We start from the raw sequence: 20,081 nt of genomic DNA on the forward strand, positions 1-20,081 counted from the left end.
GGTGAAGCAATACGAGCATACATGCGGAATATGATCTTGTATCTTCTCGTGATGGCTTGTTTAATATCGCCATCTAAGCGTGAATCGCTTAGGTCAAGCAGCATTTCATCTAATTCCTTGCGAAGGACGTAGTCGAGTTCTTTGCATTCTTTATCGTTGAATAGTATTCCGAGCATAGCCATGAGTGACCTCCTTTAGATGTGAAGCGCAGCTAGAGCGTCCTTAAACGAACAAAAAAGCAACATCTCACGCAAATGCGTTTCGACACTGCTTTACTGTTATGCTCAAATATTGGAAAAATTATTACATCGTAACGAGCCACATTGTAAATGTACTTTCAATGATAGCTGCAATGAGCAGCGTAATCGTCAATATAATGACGACAGGAACCGTTCGAATAACAAATTCCTTAATGTCTGTGCCTGCGCTGCCTTCCTTCGATCTGCCGAATAAGCTAGCGCCGACTGCTTTGAGTACGAGCACTCCAAACCTTAACCCATACGCGCAGGCAATAATAATGGCTGGTATTTCGAGAATACCATGTGGAAGCAAACCTTTTACGATAAGCTCAAAGACATATGCGCCGCCATGCAGCTCCGCACTCGCTTTCAATAGATAACCAATGACCATGCCATTAACTACTAAAAAGAAGAAAGGCAAAATTCCCAAAAATGCACCTAAGTAAATAACGACTATCGATTTAATAGCATTGTTCAAAAAAATTAATTTAATCATAGACAGGGTCGGATTGCTAGATTCATCAATCTTGCTGACAAGCTCTGCAATTCCGCTCAGCTGCGCGTCCAGAAATGCTTTGAATGCCGGGTTTGTACCACCAATGACCATACCTGCAAAAAATAAGATCGAGCCGAATGCAATATAATGATTCATTTGCTTGAAATGCTCCCAGACCAATCGCCATTTAAACATATTTTCTCTCCCCTGCTCTTATAAGTTCCAATATAGATGAATATCTCTGTCGTACGAGCATAGATTGTAGTACAAGCACAAACGACTGCAGCCTTCCCCGACGGCCAAGCTCGTTTTGCGATAAAAGATAAGTGAAGTATAAAGTCGGATCTATACTTTCTTATCTTTGTCCAAGCTTTCATTAGAGAGGAGTGCCCTTCCCCATGAACGTTTTTTATGTACTGAACGGTCGCAAGCTGAAAAGGTATTTTTTAATTGCTGTCGCTTTAATATTTTCTGTTGGCGTTATTTATGCCGAGCGCGACAACATCACCGTATTCGCTCCGCAGCAGCCAGCTGCTATTTACAGCGTGCCTACGGACAAAAAGGTCGTTGCCCTAACCTTTGACATTAGCTGGGGTGACAAACGGACGGAGCCTATTCTTAATGTGCTAAAAGAAAAAAATATTAAACAGGCTACCTTCTTCCTCTCTTCTCCCTGGAGTCAGTCTCATCCAGAAATCGTCAAAAAAATTCAAGACGCTGGTTATGAAATCGGCAGCCATGGCCACAAGCATGATAACTACAGCAAGCTGAGCGACGAAGAAATTCGCAAGCAAATCACGACCGCACATACTATTTTATCCGACGTGACTGGAAAACAACCGAAATTGATCCGACTTCCTAACGGTGATTTTGACAAGCGAGTGTTGAAAATTGCAGAAGAGCTTCAATACAAGGTCATTCAATGGGATACCGATTCCCTCGATTGGATGAACATCGGTACAGACAAAATCATTAACCGCGTCGTAACAAGAGCCCATCCGGGCGACATTATTCTGTTTCATGCAAGCGATTCTGTGAAACAGACGCACGAGGCTCTTCCGATCGTCATCGACCAGCTTCGCGATAAGGGCTATGACTTCGTTACCGTAACCGATCTTATTACACAAACAGAAATCGACGGCAAAGCTGTGCAGGATAAGACATCGTCTATATTCCCACAGCTTGATGCCGCCGAATTCGAATACTAAGCTATAGGGCCGGCTTTGCAGCTATTGCTGCTGAGTCGGTCGTTTCTTTTTTGACTAGGCGATGCATCATCATAATTTGGTACGCATTGCAGACGAACAACGGAGTCATCATAAATATAATGGCAGATACGTTCGTTTCTCCCGATAGTGCCGGCCATGCTTCAATGAAGGTAACGACAAACATAAGAAACATCGTTGGTACAAAAGCTGATTTATTCGTTTGCTTGACCTTGAAATGAGACACAACGGCAGAAAGGAGAAGCACCACAAGCGGCAGCACCCAGAAAAACCAGTTGTTTAATTTCGCTTCATAAAGAAGATAGCCGAAGCCTGCTGCTGCAAATATCGTCGTGTAGCCCTGCAATGCATTCCACAAGTATTTTTTGCCGAAAACGCTAAGAGCGATATAATTTAAAGTTAAATAGGCGAAAAAGCCCATTTGGCTGAAGGCACCAATTAATAATCCGACCAAGCCCATCATTAACGCATTAAATCCGATCGCTTTAAAGCCTAAGAAGCCAAAATCTGGATCGACCCAGCTCATAATTGCCCCGGCTATGATGCAAACAACCGCCCCGACAGCCATGCCGCTCCAAAATAAAAAGAACAACTTTTTCAAATTCACGTTCGATTTCCTCCTGAATGTTTATTATCGATGCCATTTCAACCAAAATGCGGCACTGTTTTTTGGCAAAAAATTGATCATAGCGAAGACGTTCCCAAAAAAGAAATCGTTTGCTTCCGCATTATCCTTTATTTTACCACGTTCACAACAAAAAGCTAACTTTTGTCCATGATAATACGGTGAACAATGCGCATAATAAGATCATGATCCAACTCTTTGAGGACGATGTGCTTAATTAACTGGTATACCGTTTTACTGACATAGAAAGGAGCATGCAAAGAATGCGCAAAAAATGGGCTTTATTGTGGATAATCTCAGCCATGATGTTTGTGCTTGCAAGCTGTGGTGCCGAATCGTCAGGCGGAAAAGAGCAGGTTAGCTACAAAGACATGAAGACGATGGTCATTGACATTTTGAAAACTGAGGATGCTCAGAAGGCTTTGCAGGAATCAACACAGCAAATGACAGGCTACTCTGCTCTAAGCTCCAAATTATTATCGGTGCAGGATCAGGAGGAGGTACGCCTTGCCGTTAAGGATGTCATTATATCTCCTCAATATGACAAAGTGATTAAGAAGCTTATGACAGACACTCGATTTGCAGGAGAGTTTGCGAAATCCGTTAACAAGGAAAACAAACAAATCCATAAGGAGCTAATCAAGGATCCAGCCTATCAAGCTGAATTAATCAAGGTGCTCAAAAATCCTGAAATGGACAAAATGATTCTCGAGGTGCTGCAAAGCACGCAGTACCGCAAAGAAGTGATGTCGCTTATGCAGGAATCGATGCAAAATCCACTGTTTCGTCTTGAAGTGCTGGATCTGATGAAAAAGGCCGTACAAGAGGAGCTTAAACCAAACCCAGATGAAAAGGTAGAAAAAAAGAAGGATGAAGAAGAAGGCGACGACCAGCAATCTGGGGAAGATCAGAGCGGTGATAGCTCAAACGGCGAGGATGAGGGATCGGATTCTGGATCGTAGCTTTGTAAGCTGATACTGTATTAAACATCATAAAGCCCGAATAGGTTGTCCGCTGAAGCCAATGCATCATCGCTTCATAAGACAATCATTCGGGCTTTATTTGTTATAAGAAATATTTGCTTAGCTGCTGCATTTGCTTAGTACACGATCTGCCAATTCCAAATACAGCTTGCCTGTTTCCGTATCTGCCTTGTAAACGGATGGAGCAAAATCCGGCTCCGACACATGATTATCAGGTGCGCCTAAAGGAATTTGTGCGAGTAAATCAGCGTGAAGCGTCTCTGCAAGCCTTGCACCGCCTCCGCGTCCAAACACATACTCCTTCTCTCCAGAAGTCGTAGACACGTAATAAGACATGTTTTCGACGATGCCGATGATCTCATGCTCTGTCTTAATTGCCATTGCGCCAGCTCTTGCAGCTACGAAGGCAGCTGTCGCATGCGGCGTTGTGACGATGATTTCTTTGCTCTGCGGAATAATCTGATGCACGTCAAGCGCAACGTCACCCGTTCCTGGAGGCAGATCAAGCAGCAGGTAGTCCAGCTCGCCCCATTCGATCTCTTGGAAAAAGTTTCGCAGCATTTTGCCAAGCATCGGGCCGCGCCATACGATCGGGCTGTTATCCTCTACGAAGAAGCCCATCGACATCACCTTGACGCCAAATTTCTCGATCGGTATGACCCGCTCGTTCACCACGTCCGGCCGTTCCTCGATTCCCATCATATCAGGCACGCTGAAGCCGTAAATGTCGGCATCAATAATGCCGACGCGCTTGCCCTTGCGAGCCAAAGCGACCGCCAGATTGACGGTCACCGTCGATTTGCCGACGCCGCCCTTGCCGCTGGCGATAGCAATGAACTGCACGCCGCTGCTTGGGTCCAGCAGCGGATTGGCAAGACCGGTCCCATGGCCCTGAACGGGCGCGGGACCGCCAGCTTTGCCGGCACCGGCGCTAGCCGCCGCCGGTGCTTTAGCAGCCGCAGGCGGCGGCGTAGACACGCCTGCGCCAGCGGCAGGCGCTGCCTCAGCCCGAAACCGGAAATGCACGGTTTCGGCGCCTAGGCGCGCCAGCGCCTCGCGGAGCGAGGCTTCCAGCGCGGGCTGCGCAGCCGCGCTAACCCCAAGGACCGTCATGGAAACTTGACGGTCCCGAACCATGACATCGCGGATGGTCGTCTCATCCGCCTGATGCTGCGCCGTCACTAATTCGACGGCCTCGATGACTTGCTCTCGTGTCAACATATTATGTGTCCCACCTTTATATTATCATTGCAATATAATAGTCATTATAACACAGTTGCATCTTAACTAAGAAGAAACGACTGCGTCGTCCCTGTCTAAGTATACTTCCCTATATTTTCATAAAAAGCAATCCTCACACGATTACTCCGTTGTCACTTCGTCCTGCAGCATGCTGCCGCTTAGCTTCTCGCCAGACATATATCTCAGTATGCCCTCATAAATGGAGGCAGCTACCTGTCTTTGATATTCCGAATCTGCAAGCCGCTGCGATTCACCGGGATTGGACAAAAAGCCAACCTCGACCAGCGCCGTTGGAATATTTTCAATCTTCTTAAGTACATAAACATCCTTAACGGCAGCCGCAGCACGAGTTGTGTTTTCCAAATTGCGCTTAATCTCATTCTGAATAAAGGTAGCTAGTACTACATTATCTGGATGATTTCCTGCTTGGAAGAAGGTTTGCGCACCTGACCATTTGGTCGAAGGAATGCTGTTCATATGGATGCTGATTACCACAGCAGGGTTGCTCTGCTCAATTACGGTTACACGCCGCTTCAAATCCTCTGTTTTCCGCTTGCTGTAGGCTCTTGCATCACCCGTAGCTAAATCATAGTCCCCCTCCCTTGTCATCATGACGATAGCGCCAGCCTGCTGCAAATAATCCCGTAAATACAGCGCAATCGCGAGGTTCAAATCTTTTTCAATGACTCCCTGCTTGCTGACAGCTCCCCCGTCCACGCCTCCATGGCCCGCATCAATCGCAATCGTCTTTCCTGACAATGGGAGTGTCCAATAAGACCATGTTTTCGTCGATGGCATCGATTGCGTAAGCAGTACACCCGTTAATGCGATAACGACTAACCCAATCCCAATACGAATAACACCTTTATACGTTAACCAAATGACCACATGCCGACTGATTCGGCGCATAAAAAAACCACCCCGTTCTCCATCAAATGAATAAGCGGCACCATTCAGCTTCATAGTAAGCTTAATGCACACTTTCATTTATATGGGACGAGATGGTCGTTTATGAGACAATCCTCTATTGTTACATGAATTAGCCTACAGGCTGCTCCGACATACCTTCGATAAAAATTTTAGCAACCTCTGGACGGGAGAATTCAGGCGGCGGACAAATGCCGTCGCGCAGCAATGCAAGGTAGCTTTTCATCCGTAAGTTTGCAGGAACCTCATCTGATTTTGTTTTACCCACAAGCGGGTTAAGAAACCATGCGTTTACAATTTCCATCGCTGTTTTCTGAATGCACTCATTTGCGATAATTACACCTAAAATTACTTATTTATGCAATCCGCATTCTGTTTTTTCTTGACCGGCCCAACGTCCCGCGCGAGGGTCTTCACCAGGCATTACTTTACGCGTGCATTGCTCGCAGCCGATGCTTGGGTAGTTTTGATCATGCAGCGGGTTATAAATCACATCATTCTCACGAATATAGTTCCATACATCCTCAGTAGTCCAATGAGCAATCGGATTAAATTTAACGAGTCCGAATTTTGTATCGTATTCGATTTTTTTCGAATTTGCACGAGTTGGCGCTTGATCACGGCGAATACCAGTAATCCAGGCTTCATACTTCGAAAGAATATTAGTTAATGGCTTAACCTTCCTAATATTGCAGCACGCATTCGCATCAGTTTTCCAAAGCTCTTCACCAAACTGAGCGGCTTGCTCTTCAGTCGTAAGTTCCGGCTTAACCTCGACGAAAGGAATACCTGGGTAGCGCGCTGCCATTTTATCACGAGTCTCATAGGTTTCCTTGAAATGATAATCGGTATCCAAGTAGAAAATATCTGATTTCGGGCTGATCTTCTGCATCATGTCAACAATAACAACATCCTCTGCTCCGAAGCTGCATGCGAAAGTAATATTAGGGAATGTCTCAACTGCAAACGCAATAATTTCTTCCGGTGTTGCGTTCTCGAGTTCAACTTCCTTTTGTTTGATCAATGCTTCTTTCTCAAAAAGGTTCATTTGTATGCCCTCCGTTATTAAATCCTAGTAAATTAGTCTGTAATAAAATTATACGTCCTGCGCGTGTAATGTTCAATATAAGTTTACACCAAAATGAAATAAAGTTTTGGGAATTTTAATTATAAACACAAAAAAAGTGCCTCCTCTGGCTTGCAGAGAAGACACTTTGCTCGATCCGATTAACGTTTCGAGAATTGTGGAGCGCGACGAGCCGCTTTAAGACCGTATTTTTTACGTTCTTTCATACGCGGATCACGTGTCAGGAAGCCTGCACGTTTTAGAGCTGGACGGAATTCAGGGTCTGCTTTAAGCAGAGCACGAGAAATACCATGACGGATAGCGCCTGCTTGACCGGACATACCGCCGCCGTTAGCAATAACAAGCACATCGTATTTCGACAATGTGTCAGTAAGGTTAAGCGGTTGTTTTACGATCAGCTTCAACGTTTCTAGACCGAAATATTCATTAAGTTCACGTTTGTTAATAATGATTCGTCCTTCACCCGGCACAAGACGTACACGTGCAACAGAGTGTTTACGACGACCGGTTCCATAGTATTGCACTTGAGCCATGAAACTTGTCCTCCTCTTTATTACCCGCGAAGTTCGTAAACTTCAGGGTTTTGTGCTTGATGTGGATGCTCCGCACCTGCGTATACTTTAAGTTTAAGCTTCATTTTGTTACCAAGACGGTTCTTAGGCAACATGCCGTGTACAGCGAGTTCAATTACGCGCTCTGGCTTGGTTTTAATCATCTCTTGTGCTGGAGTAGCTTTCAAGCCACCAGTGTACATAGAGTGACGGTAGTAAATTTTATCTGACATCTTGTTGCCTGTCAGATGAATTTTTTCAGCGTTGATAACAACAACGAAATCGCCTGTGTCAACATGTGGCGTAAATGTCGGTTTGTGCTTGCCGCGGATCAGGGCAGCAACTTCACTCGCCAAACGGCCAAGCGTTTTGCCTTCCGCATCGACGACGAACCATTTACGCTCAACTTCAGTTGATTTAGCCATATAGGTGGTACGCATGGATGATCCTCCTTAATTACATACATTAATCGTTTTTATAACAACGTAAACGTTGGTTTGTTTATTCAATATTGATAGCCAAGTTTGTGACAATCTCAGTCGGGGCTGTGGGTTAGCCACTTCGAAAGCACAAGTTATATTCTACTATAAATTGTAGCTAAGTGCAAGTAATTTATAGTGAATTATCCTTGTATTTCGGTAGAATATTCCACATCCATAAGCGTTAAACCGTGCGGCATAGCGGTTGGACCCGCAAGAGCTCGATTTTGCCCCTTAAGGATGCTTTCAATGTCTGAGGAAGCAAGCTTTCCTTCGCCAACCCATAATAAAGTTCCCATAATAACCCGAACCATATTGTACAAAAAGCCGTTGCCTGTCACGTACATATGCACGATCGGGCCTTCCTGCACAAAGTCTGCTTCGTAGATCGTACGAATATGATGAGGCTTAGTTGAATGTATCGATGTGAACGAAGTAAAGTCATGCTTGCCTACTAGGCAGCGCAGACCCTCGCGCATCGCATCCACATTAAGCGGCGTTGGGTGGTGAAAACGATACTGCCTGCCAAACACGTCTGGAAACTTCCCGGTATCAATCGTATAGCGATACGTTTTGCGTTTCGCGGATCTTCTTGCATGAAAGTGCTCCGGTACATCAAATGCTTCGATTATGACGATGTCCTTGGGAAGCCGCGTATTAAGCGCGATTGCCCATCTCTCCGTCGGAATCGTAGATTCCGTATAGAAATTGAACACCTGTCCCTGCGCATGCACACCAGCATCCGTGCGACCTGAACCGATAATAATCGTCGTTTCGCCAGAAAGCTTCTTGATCGCCTTCTCAATTTCATCCTGAACCGTTCGACCGTATGGCTGCGTCTGAAAGCCGTTAAATGCAGAACCGTCATAGCTGACCTTCACGCATATATTCCTCAACCAAATCCCCCCTTTAACTAAAGGGATTCTTAAGCTCCCTGAAACCTATAATAAGGAAGCATGAGAAGCTTCGCCCTCAGGACATCATAGAGATGCGCTCAAAGCTCATCAATCGCTTCCTATTGACCTTTATTTATAAGGACCTATGCTCTGAACTGCGATATACACAATGTGATTAACAATTTGAATTGCAAATAAAAAAAGGTGGCCACAAGGGTCCACCCTTTTCACTAAGATAAACAAAGTGTAAGGCTACGCCTAAACTCTGTTTATCTCTTATCGCGTTAGCGTGCTCATACCGCCAAAGGCAGGCATAAGCCGTTAACTCGCGTATAAAGCTTGGACAAGGTTTAACGCTGTGGACAAGCTTATACATTTACAATGATTAGGTTACTACGCGCGGTCAACCAATTCCAGGTAAACCATAGGCGCAGCATCGCCGCGACGGGGTCCTAGTTTTAGAATACGCGTGTATCCGCCTGCGCGCTCCGAGTAACGGCCAGCTAGATCAGAGAACAGCTTTTGAATAGCATCTTGCTCACCATCAACTGTTTCACGACGAACATAAGCAGCTACTTGACGACGAGCATGAAGATCACCTTTCTTAGCTTTAGTGATCAACTTCTCAGCGATTGAACGAACTTCTTTCGCTTTAGCTTCAGTCGTTTGAATACGCTCATAAAGGAACAAGTCAGTAACGAGGTCACGGAACAAAGCTTTCCGTGCACTTGCGTCACGTCCTAATTTTTGATATGCCATCTTGTTTTTCCCCTCCCTTGCTCTTTTGTCTATTCTTGTTGGTTAACTACTCTTCCATGCGTAGGCCTAAACCTAGCTCTTCCAGCTTCTCTTGAACTTCCTCGAGTGATTTGCGTCCGAGGTTACGGACCTTCATCATATCCTCTTCGGATTTCGTAATCAGCTCTTGAACAGTGTTAATGCCAGCACGTTTCAAGCAGTTGTAAGAACGGACGGAAAGATCAAGTTCTTCGATCGTCATCTCAAGAACTTTCTCTTTCTTATCTTCTTCCTTCTCAACCATAATTTCAGCGTCTTTGGCTTCATCGGTTAATCCAACGAACAGATCCAAATGCTCAGTTAAAATTTTAGCTCCAAGGCTTACAGCCTCTTCAGGACGAATACTACCGTCAGTCCATACTTCAAGCGTTAGCTTGTCGTAGTTAGTTACTTGACCAACACGTGTATTCTCAACGCTATAATTCACACGAGTAATTGGAGTGTAGATTGAATCAACGGGAATTACGCCAATCGGTTGTTCGTCTTTCTTGTTGCGGTCCGCTTGCACGTAACCGCGTCCCCGATTAGCAAATACTCGCATATGGAGCCGCGCGCCGGAGGCCAAGGTTGCGATGTGAAGATCAGGGCTTAAAATCTCGACATCGCTGTCAGCTCGAATGTCGCCCGCTGTAATATTCCCTTCGCCATCCGCGTCAATTTCCAACACCTTTTCTTCATCGGAGTGGATTTTCAACGAGAGGCCCTTCAGGTTCAAAATGATTTCGGTAACATCCTCAATCACTCCGGGAACCGTAGAGAACTCGTGAAGCACCCCATCGATTTGAACCGAAGTTACTGCTGCACCAGGCAACGACGACAACAAAATCCGGCGAAGCGAATTTCCAAGCGTCGTGCCATAACCGCGTTCAAGCGGTTCAACGACGAAACGTCCGTAAGTTCCCTCATCATTCAGTTCTACGGTTTCGATTTTCGGCTTTTCGATCTCAATCACTAATAGTACCCTCCTTCAAACGTCGCTCCGTTAACTTACCGTTATTTTAAGTCAAATCTTGTAGTATGCCAAACCTTCACAACCATTATTCACCAGTTGTTGATATTTGATACCACATCAGATCGAACTATACGCGACGACGTTTCGGCGGACGGCATCCGTTATGAGGAACTGGTGTTACGTCTTTAATGAGGTTAACTTCCAACCCAGCAGCTTGGAGCGAACGAATCGCAGCTTCACGGCCAGCGCCTGGACCTTTTACCATCACTTCTACGGTTCTCATGCCATGTTCCATCGCTGCTTTCGCAGCAGTTTCAGCAGCCATTTGAGCTGCGAAAGGTGTGCTCTTACGTGAGCCTCTGAAGCCCATGTTACCAGAGCTTGCCCATGAAATTGCATTACCGTGCGGATCCGTGATCGTAACGATCGTATTGTTGAATGTCGAGCGAATGTGCGCAACGCCAGTCTCAATATTTTTCCGGTCGCGACGTTTCGTACGAACGACTTTTTTTGGTTTAGCCATTGTCCATTATCCTCCCTTCTTATTTCTTCTTGTTAGCTACAGTCCGACGAGGACCTTTACGCGTACGTGCATTCGTTTTCGTACGTTGACCGCGAACAGGCAGGCCACGACGGTGACGAAGACCACGGTAGCATCCGATTTCAGTCAGACGCTTAATGTTAAGTGAAATTTCACGACGCAAGTCGCCTTCTACTTTAACAGATTTATCAATTGCTTCACGAAGGCGAGCAAGTTCATCTTCTGTCAAATCGCGAACGCGAGTATCGTAGCTAACTTCAGCAGTATTCAAAAGTTTTTGCGACGTTGTTTTGCCGATACCGAAAATGTATGTCAGGGCGATTTCGACGCGTTTATCACGCGGCAAGTCTACACCAGCTATACGTGCCATAGGCTATATTTCCTCCTTCTATCCTTGTTTTTGTTTGTGTTTCGGATTTTCACAAATCACCATAACGTTGCCTTTACGACGAATGACTTTGCATTTTTCGCAAATCGGCTTTACCGAAGGTCTTACCTTCATTGTGATTACCTCCCGAATCTTTCGCAAACAAGCTGACTAATCAGCTTACTTACGATAGGTGATGCGCCCTTTTGATAAGTCATAAGGCGATAACTGTATAACCACCTTGTCTCCTGTCAGAATGCGGATAAAGTGCATTCTAAGCTTACCGGAAACATGTGCGAGAATTTGATGACCGTTCTCCAGCTCCACCTTGAACGTGGCATTCGGCAACGGCTCAATAACCGTACCTTCGACCTCAATGATGTCTTCCTTAGCCAACTGTCATTCTCCTTTCGCATTTACATACTTCTGAATTGCATAACGTAACTTTGCGTTGGTAACCCTGCCGGTTTCTAGCATGCTGCTTGAAACCTCCGGACTAATTGCAGGCTGTAACTCGAGATGTAGAACGTTCTTTTTCTTCGGCTCATCGAATCGACGCTTGTGGCCATCCGCAATCTGGACGAATCGATCATCGATAATTGCTAGGATGACTGCATAGCTGTCTTCATCTTTACCGCGAAGTACTTTGACGAACTGACCAATCTGGGGACGAGCATCCATTGTCAAACCTCCGGCTGCTGCGGCAAAATGGTCAATATTTCAAAGCCGTCCTCTGTAACAGCTACTGTATGCTCAAAATGGGCACACCATGTGCTGTCTTCCGTTACAACCGTCCAATTGTCTTCTAGCGTACGGACATATCGTTCACCGATATTAACCATTGGTTCGATTGCAAGCACCATTCCGGTCTTGAGACGAGGTCCGCGATCTGGCAATCCGTAGTTCGGTATTTGTGGTTCCTCATGGAGGTCCGCGCCGATTCCGTGCCCTACGTATTCCCTTACTACGGAGAATCCTGCATCTTCAATGACCTTTTGAATAGCATGCGAAATTGTATATAGTCTAATATCTGGTTTGACAAGCGCAAGACCCGCATAAAGCGACGCTTCCGTTACATCAAGCAGTTTTTGCACTTCAGGGCTTATTGATCCAACCGCATAGGTCCAAGCCGAATCGCCATGAAAGCCTTCAAACTGCGCACCGATATCAATACTAATAATATCGCCTTCGTTCAACTTGCGTGACCCAGGGAAGCCGTGCACCAGTTCGTCATTTACAGAAGCGCAAATGCTGGAAGGGAAACCATTGTAACCTTTGAAGGACGGAATCGCATTTTGACTCTTAATGTACGCTTCAGCGATTTGGTCAAGCTCACGTGTTGTGATGCCTGGTTTCACAGCCTGCGCCATCAATCGATGCGTTTCCGCAACAATGCGTCCAGCTTCCCTCATATATCGCAGCTCCGATTCGGATTTGCAGATAATCATTACAATGAACCTCGCAAGCAGGATACGATGTCAGATGTTACAACATCAATGTCCTTCTCGCCGTCGACTTCACGAAGGAGTCCTTTAGCATTGTAGTAATCAAGTAGAGGAGCAGTTTTGGATGAATACTCATCCAAACGTGTGCCTACCTTTTCCTCTGTATCATCTGAACGTTGATACAATTCCCCACCGTCTTTGTCGCAGATACCTTCGACCTTAGGCGGGTTAAAGATTACATGATAAGTCGTACCAGTCGTTTTCGATATGCGTCTGCCCGTCAAACGAGCAAGAAGCAAGCTGCGATCAACTTTTAAATTAACAACATGGTCAATACTGCGACCGAGCTCCGCAAGCATAACATCGAGTGCTTCTGCTTGCTGCAGTGTGCGAGGAAACCCGTCGAGCAAAAATCCACTTTGGCAATCTTCTAGTTCAAGTCTTTCCTTCACAATACCGTTCGTGATCTCATCGGGAACGAGCAAGCCTTGATCGACATACTCTTTCGCTTTGATTCCAAGTGCGGTTCCTTGTTTCATAGCGAGGCGGAATGCATCGCCAGTTGAAATATGAGGAATACCGAACTCTTCAACGATCCGTTCAGCTTGTGTACCTTTACCGGCTCCCGGAGGGCCCATGAATAAAATGTTCATTGCTGAGTTCCTCGCTTTAAGCACAATAGGCTCGGGCGGGCAACCGCAGTGCGCTAGTTGACGAACGCGGAAGCCCGGTCAGAACCTATTGTTATTTATTGATAAACCCTTTGTAATGGCGTTTGATCAACTGGCTCTCAATTTGTTTCATCGTATCCAGTGCAACACCGACAACGATTAGCAACGAAGTGCCGCCTAGCTGCACTGAGCGCGGTAATCCTGCAAGTGCTCCGAAGAACACTGGTAGTACAGAAATGGCAGCCAAGAAGATCGCACCTGTCAATGTAATACGCGACATAACGCGTGTTAGGTATGACGAGGTTGGCTTACCTGGGCGAATGCCCGGGATGTATCCGCCGTTTTTCTTCATCTGATCAGCCATTTGAACCGGATTAATTTGCACGAATGTATAGAAGAAGGTAAAACCGATAATTAACAATACGTACAATACCATACCAAGCGGTCTGTCATAGTTCATATTGTCAGTAATCCATTTTGCCCAGGGCTGAGTTGACCAGAACTGTGCAATCGTAATCGGGAACATAACGAGCGATACCGCGAAAATGACCGGGATAACGCCTGCACCGTTCACTTTCATCGGAATGTGAGTCGATTGTCCACCGTACATTTTCCGTCCAACTACACGTTTAGCGTATTGAACAGGAATTTTACGAATACCTTGCTGTACGAATATAACACCGACGATGATTGCGATAATCGCAATCAGAATCAGCAGCATTTTGATGATATTTAAGAACAGTTGGTCTTGGGCACCTACGAATTCAGATTCGATAATCGTACGAATATGTCCAGGGATACCAGCTGCAATTGCTGCAAAGATTAGAATGGAAATACCATTTCCGATTCCTTTTTCCGTAATTTGCTCACCTAGCCACATCAAGAAAGCAGTACCTGCAGTCAGGATAATAGCAATTAGCAAGTAATCAACGAACGTTGCGCCAACAATCATTTCATAACCGTATTGACGGTTAAAGCCGATCGCTGTTGCAAAGCCTTGGATCAAACCAAGACCAATCGTACCATAACGAGTGATTTGTGCGAGCTTACGTTTACCGTTCTCGCCTTCCTTTGCCCACTCTGCAAATTTAGGAATTACGTCCATCGACAACAACTGCACGATAATCGAGGCTGTAATGTAAGGTGTAATTCCGATTGCGAAGATGGAGAATTGGAACAAAGCACCGCCGGAAAACGTGTTAAGCAAGCCGAACAGATCCGCACCGGCTGCATCAACCTGCTTGAACACATCTTTGTTTACATCGGGTACCGGTATAAATGCACCGATACGGTAGATCAATAGGATGAAAAGGGTGAAGAGGATCCTTGTACGAAGATCCGCCACTTTCCAAATGTTGGACACGGTCTTGAACAATTAGATCACCTCGGTTTTACCGCCGGCAGCCTGGATTTTCTCTACCGCAGATTGAGAGAACTTGTTTGCTTTTACAGTAAGTGTAACGCTAACTTCACCATTACCCAAAATTTTGATTCCTGCGAGTGGATTTTTTACAATCCCAGTCTCGATGAGAACTTCTGGAGTGACTTCAGTTCCTGCTGCAAATGCGTTGAGTTCTTCAATGTTAACAATCGCGTACTCTTTGCGGAAGACGTTATTGAATCCACGCTTCGGCACTCGACGATACAAAGGGTTTTGTCCGCCCTCGAAACCAGGACGAACGCCGCCGCCAGAACGAGCGTTTTGACCTTTGTGACCTCTACCGGCCGTTTTACCGTTACCGGAACCGATACCGCGACCTTTACGCTTTGGCGCTTGGGTTGAGCCCGGTGCTGGTGCTAGCTCATGCAATTTCATCGTTCGTGCACCTCCTTATTTATTTCTAGAACCGAAATCTATGTTTAGACTTCTTCTACTTTTACCAAGTGACTAACAGTGTTAACCATGCCGCGGACAGCTGGGCTATCGTTCAAAACAACTGCCTGACGAATCTTTTTAAGACCGAAAGATTCAACCGTTGCACGTTGTTTCTCGTTGCGACCGATTAAACTGCGAACGAGGGTGATTTGCAATTTTGCCATCTTATTTCCCTCCTTAGCGTAAGAGCTCTTCGACTGTTTTTCCACGAAGCTTTGCAACCTCTTCCGCGCGTTTAAGACGGGAAAGACCTTCAAGCGTTGCGTTAACCATATTCATGGAATTCGAAGAACCTAGCGATTTCGTCAAGATGTCGCCGACACCAGCAAGTTCGAGAACTGCACGAACCGGGCCGCCAGCGATAACGCCAGTACCTTCAGAAGCTGGTTTCAGAAGAACTTCACCTGCACCGAAATGTCCGAGTACAAGGTGAGGAATAGTCGTGCCAACGATTGGAACGTGGATCAGGTTTTTCTTAGCATCTTCAATACCTTTGCGGATTGCATCAGGTACTTCGCCTGCTTTACCGATCCCTGCGCCAACGTAGCCTTTACCGTCGCCGACTACTACAAGTGCACTAAAGCTGAAACGGCGTCCGCCTTTTACAACTTTAGATACGCGATTGATATTAACAACTTTTTCAGTCAGTTCTAACGTATTTGGATCTACACGCAAGTCGTTTAACCTCCTTATTGATAAAGTCGATTAGAATTCTAGGCCAGCTTCACGAGCTGCTGTAGCAAGTGCCTGAATTCTGCCGTGATACAAGTAACCGCCGCGGTCAAATACTACTTGGGTTACACCCTTAGCTTGAGCGCGTTTCGCAATCAATTCTCCGACTTTGCTAGCTGCATCGATGTTGCCACCGTTGCCAATTGCTTCAACCAATTCTTTGTCCTGTGTGGACGCGGAAACGATTGTTACGCCTGAAACATCGTCGATCAATTGAGCATAAATATGCTTGGAGGAACGGAATACAGATAGACGCGGACGTGCAACTGTACCGTTAATTTTTTTACGAACACGAAGGTGTCTTTTCAGACGAGCCTTGTTTTTGTCGCCTTTCGTAATCATACAAAGTTCACTCCTTTCTTTCAGCCTTAAGACGCTATCTTAAGCAAACCGACGGTCTGCTTATTTTTTCTTACCAGCCTTACCTTCTTTACGGATGATACGTTCGCCTTCATACTTGATACCTTTACCTTTATACGGTTCTGGCTCACGTACGGAACGAATTTTTGCTGCAGTTGCACCAACAAGCTCTTTATCAATACCGCGAACAGTAATCTTAGTGTTTGCAGGTACGTCGAACTCGATGCCGTTTTCTGGTGTAATCTCAACTGGGTGAGAGTAACCAACGTTAAGAACTACTTTGTCACCAGCTTTGTTTGCACGGTAACCTACGCCGACAAGCTCCAAGTTTTTGGAGAAGCCTTCTGTTACGCCGCTCACCATGTTAGCGATGACGCTGCGAGTTGTTCCGTGCAACGAGCGATGCAATTTATTATCGGAAGGACGTTCTACTAGGATTTCAGTTTCCGTTACATTCACGTTCATTTCTTTATGAATTTCACGGGAAAGTGTTCCTTTCGGTCCTTTTACAGTTATAACTGTGTTGTCCAAGCTGATTGTTACGCCATTAGGCACTTGGATTGGTTTGCGACCAATACGGGACATTGTTACACCTCCTATCTTTGTGACTTGTTTCTTACCAAATGTAGCAAACTACTTCGCCGCCGGATTTAACCTGACGAGCTTCTTTATCGGTCATAATCCCTTTGGAAGTGGAAATAATTGCAATTCCAAGTCCACCGAGTACACGGGGGATTTCAGTTGATTGTGTATAAACGCGAAGGCCTGGTTTTGAAATACGTTTCAAGCCAGTAATAACGCGTTCTTGGTTAGGGCCGTATTTCAAGAAAATACGGATAATCCCTTGTTTGTTGTCTTCGATATATTCAGCGTCGCGGATAAAACCCTCGCGCTTCAAAATCTCAGCGATTTGCTTCTTCATTTTCGAAGCGGGCATTTCCACGGTCTCGTGACGAACAACATTCGCATTACGAATGCGTGTCAACATATCTGCAACCGGATCAGACATAACCATTGTGTTAACCTCCTTCCCAAACTAGGCTGATTACCAGCTTGCTTTTTTAACGCCAGGAATCTGGCCCTTATGTGCTAACTCACGGAAACAAATCCGGCAAATTTTAAACTTTTGCAAAACAGAATGCGGACGGCCGCAACGCTCACAGCGCGTATATGCACGCACTTTAAATTTCGGAGTGCGTTGTTGCTTCACTTTCATCGAAGTTTTTGCCACTGGGTATTACACCTCCTAAAAGTGGATTACTTCGTAAACGGCATGCCCATTTGGGTCAGCAGTTCACGAGATTCTTCGTCCGTTTTTGCCGTCGTGACGATGACGATGTCCATACCGCGCACTTTATCGACTTTGTCGTACTCGATCTCTGGGAATATCAATTGCTCTTTCAAGCCAAGCGTATAGTTGCCACGGCCATCAAATGCTTTGTTCGATACACCGCGGAAGTCACGTACACGCGGTAGGGAAATATTAATTAGTTTATCAAGGAAGTGATACATACGCTCGCCGCGCAATGTAACCTTAACCCCGATTGGCATGTTCTCACGAAGCTTAAAGCCTGCAATAGACTTCTTCGCACGAGTAACGACTGGTTTTTGACCGGAAATGGTACGTAGCTCTTCAACTGCTACATCAAGGATTTTCGAATTGGAAACCGCTTCGCCTACCCCCATGTTGATAACTACCTTCTCAATTTTCGGCACTTGCATTACAGACGTATAGTTGAACTTCTGCATAAGAGCAGGAGTAATTTCGTTTAAGAAACGACCTTTTAATCTTGCTGCCATTGATCATGGACCTCCTTCCTACCGTAACGATTAGTCGATTACTTCTCCGGAACGTTTCGCGATCCGAACTTTCTTGCCGTTGTCTAGCACTTTATATCCGATACGTGTTACTTTACCGCTTTTCGGATCGATATGCATAACGTTTGATACGTGAATTGGCGCTTCTTGTTCGATAATACCGCCCTGTGGATTAGCTTGCGATGGACGAGTATGTTTCTTAACATTGTTGACACCTTCTACGAGAACGCGATTTTCACGCGGGTACGCAGCGATAACGCGGCCTTTCTTACCTTTGTCTTTACCGGTAATGACGATAACCACGTCGTCTTTTTTCACGTGCAATTTGTTGTTATGAGATTCGAGTACTTTTTTCAGCCTTGGCATGAGTTACACCTCCTGCACGCTTGTGCTTCAAGCTAATATATAGGTTTATTAGATTACTTCTGGTGCTAGCGATACGATTTTCATGAAATCTTTATCGCGAAGCTCGCGGGCAACTGGTCCAAAGATACGAGTACCACGTGGGCTTTTATCTTCTTTCACAATTACAGCTGCGTTTTCATCAAAAGCGATATACGAACCGTCTTTACGACGAACCGAACGCTTAGTACGAACGATAACCGCTTTAACAACGTCACCCTTTTTGACAACGCCGCCTGGTGTTGCTTGTTTTACTGAGCAAACGATCAAATCGCCGATGTGTCCAACGCGACGTCCCGTTCCACCAAGTACACGGATACACATCAATTGTTTTGCGCCAGAGTTGTCAGCAACTGCTAAGCGCGAAAATGGTTGAATCATTTCAACGTCCTCCTTTCGGAAAAATGCTCAGATACTGCATACGCTCATTAGATAATGACAGCAACTTCAACAACTTCTACAAGTCTGAAGCGTTTGTCTTTCGATAGCGGACGAGTCTCCATGATTTTCACGATGTCGCCAATTTTAGATTGGTTGTTTTCATCATGCGCTTTAAATTTTTTCGTAACTTTAATGCGTTTATGGTACAAATCGTGTTTTTTGTATGTTTCAATGGCAACTACGATTGTTTTGTCCATCTTGTCGCTTACCACTTTGCCAATTAAAACTTTACGGGCATTGCGTTCGCTCATGTTCTTCCTCCTTCCTCCAGCCGTGGTTATGCATTCTTGTAAGGGTTAATACTAGCTGCTAATTCCGAGTTCTCTTTCACGCAAAATCGTTTTAGCACGAGCAATTCCTTTACGCACATCACGGATTCGAGTCGGGTTATCTAATTGGCCAGTAGCCAGTTGGAAACGAAGATTGAAAAGCTCTTCTTTAAAACCAGCGACCTGTTGTTCAAGCTCAGCAGAGGTTAGGTTTCTAAATTCACTAGCTTTCATTTGCTTCACCACCCACTTCTTCACGCTTCACGAATTTAGTCTTGATTGGCAATTTATGAGCCGCAAGACGCATCGCTTCACGAGCGGTTTCTTCGGATACACCAGCAAGTTCAAACAGGATTTTACCTGGTTTAACTACGGCTACCCATTTCTCAACGTTACCTTTACCACTACCCATACGCACTTCAAGAGGCTTTTGAGTAATTGGTTTTGCAGGGAAAATTTTGATCCATACTTTACCACCACGTTTGATGTAGCGAGTCATTGCAATACGAGCCGCTTCGATCTGACGGTTAGTGATCCATGATGGTTCAAGAGCTTGTAGACCATATTCACCAAATGCTACAGTAGTGCCGCCTTTAGCGCGACCCTTCATATGACCGCGTTGTTGTTTACGGTGTTTAACACGTTTAGGTACCAACAT

Annotated in this window: 34 protein-coding genes and 1 pseudogene (1 of these 35 only partly in view); 2 read left to right on the forward strand and 33 right to left on the reverse strand. The window is 45.4% G+C overall.

Going from position 1 to position 20,081, the window contains the following annotated elements:
- Together MHI37_RS28205 and MHI37_RS28210 are read right to left on the reverse strand one after the other, a co-directional pair.
- Positions 1-176 carry the 5' portion of a hypothetical protein gene (locus MHI37_RS28205; RefSeq protein WP_076338936.1) on the reverse strand. The gene continues 46 nt to the left of window position 1, outside the view, so only the first 176 of its 222 coding nucleotides appear in the window; its start codon is at positions 174-176; the stop codon falls past the left edge of the window.
- Between the two features lie 127 nt (positions 177-303).
- Positions 304-930, reverse strand: coding sequence for a stage II sporulation protein M (locus MHI37_RS28210; protein WP_076338873.1), 627 nt, complete (start codon positions 928-930; stop codon positions 304-306).
- A 203-nt stretch (positions 931-1,133) separates the two neighbouring features.
- On the opposite strand from MHI37_RS28210, the gene pdaB reads away from it, so the two are divergent.
- A complete protein-coding gene (gene pdaB / locus MHI37_RS28215) occupies positions 1,134-1,943 on the forward strand; it encodes a polysaccharide deacetylase family sporulation protein PdaB (RefSeq protein ID WP_076338874.1) in 810 nt (269 codons plus the stop codon).
- Between the two features lies 1 nt (position 1,944).
- On the opposite strand, the gene MHI37_RS28220 is transcribed toward pdaB, so the two are convergent.
- Positions 1,945-2,568 (reverse strand): KinB-signaling pathway activation protein, encoded by a 624-nt coding sequence (locus tag MHI37_RS28220; protein ID WP_076338875.1) that lies wholly within the window; start codon positions 2,566-2,568, stop codon positions 1,945-1,947.
- Positions 2,569-2,849: 281 nt separating this feature from the next.
- Here MHI37_RS28220 and gerD point away from each other — a divergent pair, with 281 nt between their 5' ends.
- The gene (gene gerD / locus MHI37_RS28225) at positions 2,850-3,548 is read left to right on the forward strand and encodes a spore germination lipoprotein GerD (protein ID WP_076338876.1); all 699 of its coding nucleotides are present in this window, start codon (positions 2,850-2,852) and stop codon (positions 3,546-3,548) included.
- Between the two features lie 120 nt (positions 3,549-3,668).
- Here gerD and MHI37_RS28230 read toward each other — a convergent pair whose 3' ends face one another.
- From MHI37_RS28230 to rplP, 30 genes and pseudogenes are all read right to left on the reverse strand, one after another.
- Entirely contained in the window at positions 3,669-4,790 is a 1,122-nt protein-coding gene (locus MHI37_RS28230) for an Mrp/NBP35 family ATP-binding protein (RefSeq protein WP_076338877.1), read from the reverse strand.
- 141 nt (positions 4,791-4,931) lie between these two features.
- Positions 4,932-5,720 (reverse strand): N-acetylmuramoyl-L-alanine amidase CwlD, encoded by a 789-nt coding sequence (gene cwlD, locus MHI37_RS28235; protein WP_076338937.1) that lies wholly within the window; start codon positions 5,718-5,720, stop codon positions 4,932-4,934.
- Positions 5,721-5,850: 130 nt separating this feature from the next.
- Positions 5,851-6,069 (reverse strand): annotated as a pseudogene (locus tag MHI37_RS28240) (hypothetical protein); the annotation flags it as partial.
- A 21-nt stretch (positions 6,070-6,090) separates the two neighbouring features.
- On the reverse strand, positions 6,091-6,786 hold the full coding sequence (locus tag MHI37_RS28245) for a phosphoadenylyl-sulfate reductase (protein ID WP_076338878.1): 696 nt from the start codon (positions 6,784-6,786) through the stop codon (positions 6,091-6,093).
- Positions 6,787-6,965: 179 nt separating this feature from the next.
- Positions 6,966-7,358: a 30S ribosomal protein S9 gene (gene rpsI / locus MHI37_RS28250; protein WP_076338879.1), complete on the reverse strand. Its 393-nt coding sequence runs from the start codon at positions 7,356-7,358 to the stop codon at positions 6,966-6,968.
- Positions 7,359-7,378: 20 nt separating this feature from the next.
- Complete coding sequence (gene rplM / locus MHI37_RS28255; protein WP_076338880.1) at positions 7,379-7,816, reverse strand: 50S ribosomal protein L13; 438 nt, start codon at positions 7,814-7,816, stop codon at positions 7,379-7,381.
- Between the two features lie 182 nt (positions 7,817-7,998).
- A complete protein-coding gene (truA, locus tag MHI37_RS28260; RefSeq protein WP_076338881.1) occupies positions 7,999-8,751 on the reverse strand; it encodes a tRNA pseudouridine(38-40) synthase TruA in 753 nt (250 codons plus the stop codon).
- Between the two features lie 393 nt (positions 8,752-9,144).
- Positions 9,145-9,510, reverse strand: a complete 366-nt coding sequence (rplQ, locus tag MHI37_RS28265; protein WP_076338882.1) for a 50S ribosomal protein L17 — start codon at positions 9,508-9,510, stop codon at positions 9,145-9,147.
- A 46-nt stretch (positions 9,511-9,556) separates the two neighbouring features.
- A complete protein-coding gene (locus MHI37_RS28270; RefSeq protein ID WP_053373922.1) occupies positions 9,557-10,501 on the reverse strand; it encodes a DNA-directed RNA polymerase subunit alpha in 945 nt (314 codons plus the stop codon).
- A 127-nt stretch (positions 10,502-10,628) separates the two neighbouring features.
- Positions 10,629-11,024: a 30S ribosomal protein S11 gene (gene rpsK, locus MHI37_RS28275; protein WP_054025307.1), complete on the reverse strand. Its 396-nt coding sequence runs from the start codon at positions 11,022-11,024 to the stop codon at positions 10,629-10,631.
- 19 nt (positions 11,025-11,043) lie between these two features.
- On the reverse strand, positions 11,044-11,412 hold the full coding sequence (gene rpsM / locus MHI37_RS28280; RefSeq protein ID WP_054025308.1) for a 30S ribosomal protein S13: 369 nt from the start codon (positions 11,410-11,412) through the stop codon (positions 11,044-11,046).
- Positions 11,413-11,430: 18 nt separating this feature from the next.
- Positions 11,431-11,544, reverse strand: coding sequence for a 50S ribosomal protein L36 (gene rpmJ, locus MHI37_RS28285; protein ID WP_003333770.1), 114 nt, complete (start codon positions 11,542-11,544; stop codon positions 11,431-11,433).
- Between the two features lie 45 nt (positions 11,545-11,589).
- Complete coding sequence (gene infA / locus MHI37_RS28290; RefSeq protein WP_053373919.1) at positions 11,590-11,805, reverse strand: translation initiation factor IF-1; 216 nt, start codon at positions 11,803-11,805, stop codon at positions 11,590-11,592.
- Positions 11,806-11,808: 3 nt separating this feature from the next.
- Positions 11,809-12,090, reverse strand: a complete 282-nt coding sequence (locus tag MHI37_RS28295; RefSeq protein WP_076338883.1) for a KOW domain-containing RNA-binding protein — start codon at positions 12,088-12,090, stop codon at positions 11,809-11,811.
- Between the two features lie 2 nt (positions 12,091-12,092).
- On the reverse strand, positions 12,093-12,857 hold the full coding sequence (gene map, locus MHI37_RS28300; protein ID WP_076338884.1) for a type I methionyl aminopeptidase: 765 nt from the start codon (positions 12,855-12,857) through the stop codon (positions 12,093-12,095).
- Positions 12,857-13,507 carry an adenylate kinase gene (locus MHI37_RS28305; RefSeq protein WP_076338885.1) on the reverse strand — a complete coding sequence of 217 codons (651 nt, stop codon included), beginning with the start codon at positions 13,505-13,507 and terminating at the stop codon, positions 12,857-12,859. Before MHI37_RS28305 ends, map begins: the two co-directional genes overlap by 1 nt.
- A 91-nt stretch (positions 13,508-13,598) precedes the next feature.
- On the reverse strand, positions 13,599-14,900 hold the full coding sequence (secY, locus tag MHI37_RS28310) for a preprotein translocase subunit SecY (protein ID WP_076338886.1): 1,302 nt from the start codon (positions 14,898-14,900) through the stop codon (positions 13,599-13,601).
- On the reverse strand, positions 14,901-15,341 hold the full coding sequence (gene rplO, locus MHI37_RS28315) for a 50S ribosomal protein L15 (RefSeq protein ID WP_076338887.1): 441 nt from the start codon (positions 15,339-15,341) through the stop codon (positions 14,901-14,903).
- Between the two features lie 44 nt (positions 15,342-15,385).
- Entirely contained in the window at positions 15,386-15,565 is a 180-nt protein-coding gene (gene rpmD, locus MHI37_RS28320) for a 50S ribosomal protein L30 (RefSeq protein ID WP_076338888.1), read from the reverse strand.
- Between the two features lie 13 nt (positions 15,566-15,578).
- The gene (gene rpsE, locus MHI37_RS28325) at positions 15,579-16,076 is read right to left on the reverse strand and encodes a 30S ribosomal protein S5 (RefSeq protein ID WP_076338889.1); all 498 of its coding nucleotides are present in this window, start codon (positions 16,074-16,076) and stop codon (positions 15,579-15,581) included.
- Between the two features lie 30 nt (positions 16,077-16,106).
- The gene (rplR, locus tag MHI37_RS28330) at positions 16,107-16,475 is read right to left on the reverse strand and encodes a 50S ribosomal protein L18 (RefSeq protein ID WP_076338890.1); all 369 of its coding nucleotides are present in this window, start codon (positions 16,473-16,475) and stop codon (positions 16,107-16,109) included.
- Positions 16,476-16,535: 60 nt separating this feature from the next.
- Complete coding sequence (gene rplF, locus MHI37_RS28335; protein ID WP_076338891.1) at positions 16,536-17,078, reverse strand: 50S ribosomal protein L6; 543 nt, start codon at positions 17,076-17,078, stop codon at positions 16,536-16,538.
- A gap of 31 nt (positions 17,079-17,109) precedes the next feature.
- Positions 17,110-17,508 carry a 30S ribosomal protein S8 gene (rpsH, locus tag MHI37_RS28340; RefSeq protein ID WP_076338892.1) on the reverse strand — a complete coding sequence of 133 codons (399 nt, stop codon included), beginning with the start codon at positions 17,506-17,508 and terminating at the stop codon, positions 17,110-17,112.
- 30 nt (positions 17,509-17,538) lie between these two features.
- Positions 17,539-17,724 (reverse strand): type Z 30S ribosomal protein S14, encoded by a 186-nt coding sequence (locus MHI37_RS28345; protein WP_037291562.1) that lies wholly within the window; start codon positions 17,722-17,724, stop codon positions 17,539-17,541.
- A 26-nt stretch (positions 17,725-17,750) separates the two neighbouring features.
- Positions 17,751-18,293: a 50S ribosomal protein L5 gene (gene rplE, locus MHI37_RS28350; RefSeq protein ID WP_076338893.1), complete on the reverse strand. Its 543-nt coding sequence runs from the start codon at positions 18,291-18,293 to the stop codon at positions 17,751-17,753.
- Between the two features lie 30 nt (positions 18,294-18,323).
- Positions 18,324-18,677, reverse strand: coding sequence for a 50S ribosomal protein L24 (gene rplX, locus MHI37_RS28355; RefSeq protein ID WP_076338894.1), 354 nt, complete (start codon positions 18,675-18,677; stop codon positions 18,324-18,326).
- Positions 18,678-18,725: 48 nt separating this feature from the next.
- Positions 18,726-19,094 carry a 50S ribosomal protein L14 gene (rplN, locus tag MHI37_RS28360; protein ID WP_054025318.1) on the reverse strand — a complete coding sequence of 123 codons (369 nt, stop codon included), beginning with the start codon at positions 19,092-19,094 and terminating at the stop codon, positions 18,726-18,728.
- 47 nt (positions 19,095-19,141) lie between these two features.
- Complete coding sequence (rpsQ, locus tag MHI37_RS28365; protein ID WP_076338895.1) at positions 19,142-19,405, reverse strand: 30S ribosomal protein S17; 264 nt, start codon at positions 19,403-19,405, stop codon at positions 19,142-19,144.
- Between the two features lie 51 nt (positions 19,406-19,456).
- A complete protein-coding gene (gene rpmC, locus MHI37_RS28370) occupies positions 19,457-19,657 on the reverse strand; it encodes a 50S ribosomal protein L29 (protein WP_053373905.1) in 201 nt (66 codons plus the stop codon).
- Positions 19,647-20,081: a 50S ribosomal protein L16 gene (gene rplP / locus MHI37_RS28375; RefSeq protein ID WP_054025320.1), complete on the reverse strand. Its 435-nt coding sequence runs from the start codon at positions 20,079-20,081 to the stop codon at positions 19,647-19,649. Before rplP ends, rpmC begins: the two co-directional genes overlap by 11 nt.

It is taken from the genome of Paenibacillus sp. FSL H8-0548 (assembly GCF_038630985.1).
In the GTDB taxonomy this organism is placed as follows: Bacteria; Bacillota; Bacilli; order Paenibacillales; family Paenibacillaceae; genus Pristimantibacillus.